This window comes from Sphingomonas sp., assembly GCF_051962185.1.
Classification (GTDB): Bacteria; Pseudomonadota; Alphaproteobacteria; order Sphingomonadales; family Sphingomonadaceae; genus Sphingomonas.
Genome location: NZ_JBQCCN010000298.1, coordinates 1 through 3,853 on the forward strand (window position 1 = coordinate 1; position 3,853 = coordinate 3,853).

Sequence of the window (3,853 nt, forward strand, 5' to 3'; positions counted from 1 at the left end):
CCCATGGGACTTCCAACCGCAAGGCAGCATTTCACCGTACGGCGCAAGCCACTTGGAGGTCCCTTGAGTTGCACAAGCATCATAGCGCGCTGGGGCTAGCGACTGCCCCTGGTAATTCCGCCCGCGGAATTGCTCTTGATCGACGTCCGGTCCAACCGGTCACGCTCATTCGCCCGCACGCGGCTGCCCGTGCTGCCCGATTCTTCGTAGAGAAGTTTCCGGGCCGCTCGATGTATGCCGTGAAGGCCAATCCGTCGCCCGATCTGATCCGGATCCTGTGGGATAACGGCATCACGCATTACGACGTCGCCTCGATCGCTGAGGTGCGGCTGGTGCGGCGCACGCTGCCCGAGGCGGTCCTGTGCTTCATGCACCCGGTCAAGGCCGAGGAAGCAATCCACGAGGCGTATTTCAAGCACGGCTGCAAGACCTTCAGCCTCGATTCGATCGAGGAGCTGGACAAGATCGTCCGTGCGACGCACGGCGCCAGCGACCTGACGCTCTGCGTGCGCCTGCGCGTGTCGTCGGAACATTCGAAGCTCAGCCTCGCGTCGAAATTCGGCGTCGCGCCGGGCGAGTCGAAGGAATTGCTGTTCCGCGCCCGCCAGGTCGCCGACGCGCTCGGCATCTGCTTCCATGTCGGCAGCCAGGCGATGACCCCGGCGGCTTATGCGGAGGCAATGGAGCGCGTGCGGCAGGCGATCGTCGAGGCCGGCGTCACCGTCGATGTCGTCGATGTCGGCGGCGGCTTTCCGTCGACCTATCCTGGCATGGAGCCCCCGCCGCTCGATCTCTATTTCGAGACGATCCACCGTGCGTTCGAGAGCCTGCCGATCTCCTATTCGGCGGAGCTCTGGGCGGAACCGGGCCGGGCGCTGTGCGCCGAGTACAGCTCGATCATCGTGCGCGTCGAACGGCGCCGCGGCGACGAGCTCTACATCAACGACGGTGCCTATGGCGCGCTGTTCGACGCCGCGCATATCGGCTGGCGCTTTCCCGTCACCTTGCTGCGCGAGCCCGACAGCAACGCCAAGGACATGGCGTTCAGCTTCTACGGCCCGACCTGCGACGATCTCGACCACATGACCGGCCCGTTCATGCTGCCGGCCGACGTCCGTGCCGGCGACTATCTCGAGATCGGGATGCTCGGCGCCTATGGCTCGGCGATGCGGACCGCGTTCAACGGCTTCGGATCGGACGAGACGGTGATCGTCGAGGACGAACCGATGGCCTCGCTTTACCTGGGCGAGGACCGCGAGGTCGCGTCGAACGTCGTAAAGCTGTAACGGGCTAACCTTATCGGCCTTCTTCTCCCCTCCCGCTTGCGCGCGTGAGGTCGGCCATGCCCCCGGCATGGCCTGAAGAGCGCGGGGCCGCTCTTCACCTCACGCGGGGTCGGGGGAGGGTCTGTTATTGCGGAGAGCGTCGTCCTCGGACACGCCCTCCCCTAACCCCTCCCGCAAGCGGGAGGGGAATTTACGGGTCACCGCGTCCCCATTGAACGACGACGGCCTATCATGTGGGAGCAACCCATGACCGACACCCTGACCAAGACCGCGGCTGCCAACGCGCCGATCAACGACACCCGCAAGGCGGAATTGCTGTCGAAGACGGTCAAGCATATCGACATCAAATCGTTCGACGCGCGTCCGATCGTCGATGCGATGAGCGACATGAGCTTCACCAGCCGCGACCTCGGCCGCGCGACCAAGATCTACAACCAGATGCTGGCCGACAAGGATTGCACCGTGGTCCTGGTGATCGCGGGCTCGACCTCGGCCGGCGGCTGCATGGACCTCTATGCCGAGCTGATCCGCAACAAGATGGTCGACGTGGTGGTCGCCACCGGCGCCTCGATCGTCGACATGGATTTCTTCGAAGGCCTTGGCCACAAGCACTATCAAGCGCTTGAAATCCCTGACGATGACACGCTGCGCTCGCTCTATATCGACCGCATCTACGACACCTATATCGACGAGGAGCAGCTCCAGGATTGCGACCACACGATCCTGACGATCGCGAACAGCCTGGAAGCCAAGCCCTATTCGAGCCGCGCCTTCATCCACGAGATGGGCAAGTATCTCGCCGAGCATGGCAAGAAGGACAACAGCCTGGTCAAGCTCGCGTACGAGCATGACGTGCCGATCTTCTGCCCGGCGTTCGTCGATTCCTCGGCCGGCTTCGGCCTCGTCAAGCATCAGGTCGACCGCGCCAAGGCGGGTCAGCCCTACATGGTGCTCGACGCCATCGCCGATTTCCGCGAGCTCACCGAGATCAAGATCCAGGCCGGCACCACCGGTCTGCTGATGATCGGCGGCGGCGTGCCGAAGAACTTCATTCAGGACACCGTGGTGTGCGCCGAGATCCTCGGCCACGAGGACGTCGAGGTTCACAAATATGCGGTGCAGATCACCGTTGCGGACGTCCGCGACGGCGCCTGCTCGTCCTCGACGCTGCAGGAGGCCGCGAGCTGGGGCAAGGTCAACACCGGCATCGAGCAGATGGTGTTCGCCGAGGCCGGCTCGGTGATGCCACTGCTGGCGAGCGATGCCTATCATCGCGGCCTGTGGAAGGACCGGCCGGAGCGGCGTTGGGCGAAGCTTTTCGCCTGAGCGGCACGCGGATAGCGCGAGCTATCCGCGAGACCGCGATGGGTCGGCCGGCGCGGCGTCAGCCGCGTCCGACGTCAGGGATTTACTCCCGTGACGGCCTGGCAGGGCAACAGCGGTGTAGCCCGACCAGCACGATCCGTTGCAATTGCGAACCGACTGGTGCAGCCTCTCCCGATACAGCTCGGGGGAGGCTTTTTTCATGCATAGCGAAATCCTGAAGCCGGTGGTCGTGTTGATCGCCTGGACGCTGGTGATGCTGGTCTGGACGATCGTGACGCGGATGCCGGCGTTGAAGGCTGCTGGGATCGACATCACCAAGCTGACCGGCGGCAAAGGCTCCGACGCCGACGGCGTGCTGCCGCCCAAGACGCAATGGAAAGCGCATAATTACAACCATCTGATGGAACAGCCGACCTGCTTCTACGCGGTCTGCCTGGTCATCGCCTTCACCGGCACCGGCGACGGCATGAATGCCTGGATCGCCTGGGCCTATGTCGCGCTGCGCATCGTCCACAGCGTGTGGCAAGCGACGATCAACAAGGTCTCGGTCCGCTTCACGATCTTCATGCTGGCGACGCTGTGCCTCGTCGCGCTCACGCTGCATGCGGCGATGGCGGTGTTCCACGCCCATGGCTAAGGGCGAAGGGTTCGAGCGTCACCGCCAGCCGTGGCGGCAGGACGAGGTGCAAAAGCTGCACACGCTGGCCAAGAAAGGCATGGCGCTGAAGGCGATCGCCAAGGCGCTGACGCGCAGCGAGGAATCAGTGAAACAGCGCGCCAAGGAAGACGGGCTGTCGATCGCGAAATTGCGGTGAGCGCATCTCCCCTTCCCGCTTGCGGGAGGGGTCGGGGGAGGGCTTGTCATGTCGGAGGACGTCGCCCGGGGACATGCCCTCCCCTAACCCCGTTTCAGGTAAACAGTCCCCCGGACTGTTTAGGTTGCGCCGGGGGCGCAACTGACCTGAAACGCGCAAGCGGGAGGGGGATTTAGCCTACCCGAACAACCGCGCCAGGCTGCGATCCAGCGTCACCAATTGCCACAAGGTCCGGCCGTGCTCGGCCCGCCCTGCTTTGTGCTCCGCGGCGATGCGGTCGATCGCCGGACCGTCGAACCATTGCAGCAATCTTGGCGAGCGCGATAGCGCCGCCGCTTCGTCGGCCAGCGCACCACGGAACCAGGCGCTGATCGGGGTCACGAACCCCATCTTGGGCCGGTAGAGGATATCCTGCGGCAGATAGCG

At 64.3% G+C, this 3,853-nt stretch carries 5 protein-coding genes; 4 read left to right on the forward strand and 1 reads right to left on the reverse strand.

Features of this window, described 5'->3' with window-relative positions:
- The first annotated feature begins 68 nt into the window (after nucleotides 1–68).
- The 4 genes from ACTHJR_RS18280 (at nucleotide 69) to ACTHJR_RS18295 (ending at nucleotide 3,427) form a co-directional block, all read left to right on the forward strand.
- Complete coding sequence (locus ACTHJR_RS18280; protein ID WP_440524823.1) at nucleotides 69–1,286, forward strand: type III PLP-dependent enzyme; 1,218 nt, start codon at nucleotides 69–71, stop codon at nucleotides 1,284–1,286.
- A gap of 246 nt (nucleotides 1,287–1,532) precedes the next feature.
- Complete coding sequence (locus ACTHJR_RS18285) at nucleotides 1,533–2,612, forward strand: 1,9-bis(guanidino)-5-aza-nonane synthase (RefSeq protein ID WP_440524825.1); 1,080 nt, start codon at nucleotides 1,533–1,535, stop codon at nucleotides 2,610–2,612.
- Between the two features lie 199 nt (nucleotides 2,613–2,811).
- Nucleotides 2,812–3,249, forward strand: a complete 438-nt coding sequence (locus ACTHJR_RS18290) for an MAPEG family protein (RefSeq protein WP_440524827.1) — start codon at nucleotides 2,812–2,814, stop codon at nucleotides 3,247–3,249.
- Nucleotides 3,242–3,427: a hypothetical protein gene (locus ACTHJR_RS18295; RefSeq protein ID WP_440524828.1), complete on the forward strand. Its 186-nt coding sequence runs from the start codon at nucleotides 3,242–3,244 to the stop codon at nucleotides 3,425–3,427. Before ACTHJR_RS18290 ends, ACTHJR_RS18295 begins: the two co-directional genes overlap by 8 nt.
- Before the next feature lie 177 nt (nucleotides 3,428–3,604).
- Here the strand turns inward: ACTHJR_RS18295 and ACTHJR_RS18300 are convergent.
- The coding region (locus ACTHJR_RS18300; RefSeq protein ID WP_440524829.1) for an asparagine synthase-related protein at nucleotides 3,605–3,853 on the reverse strand (249 nt) is incomplete at its 5' end.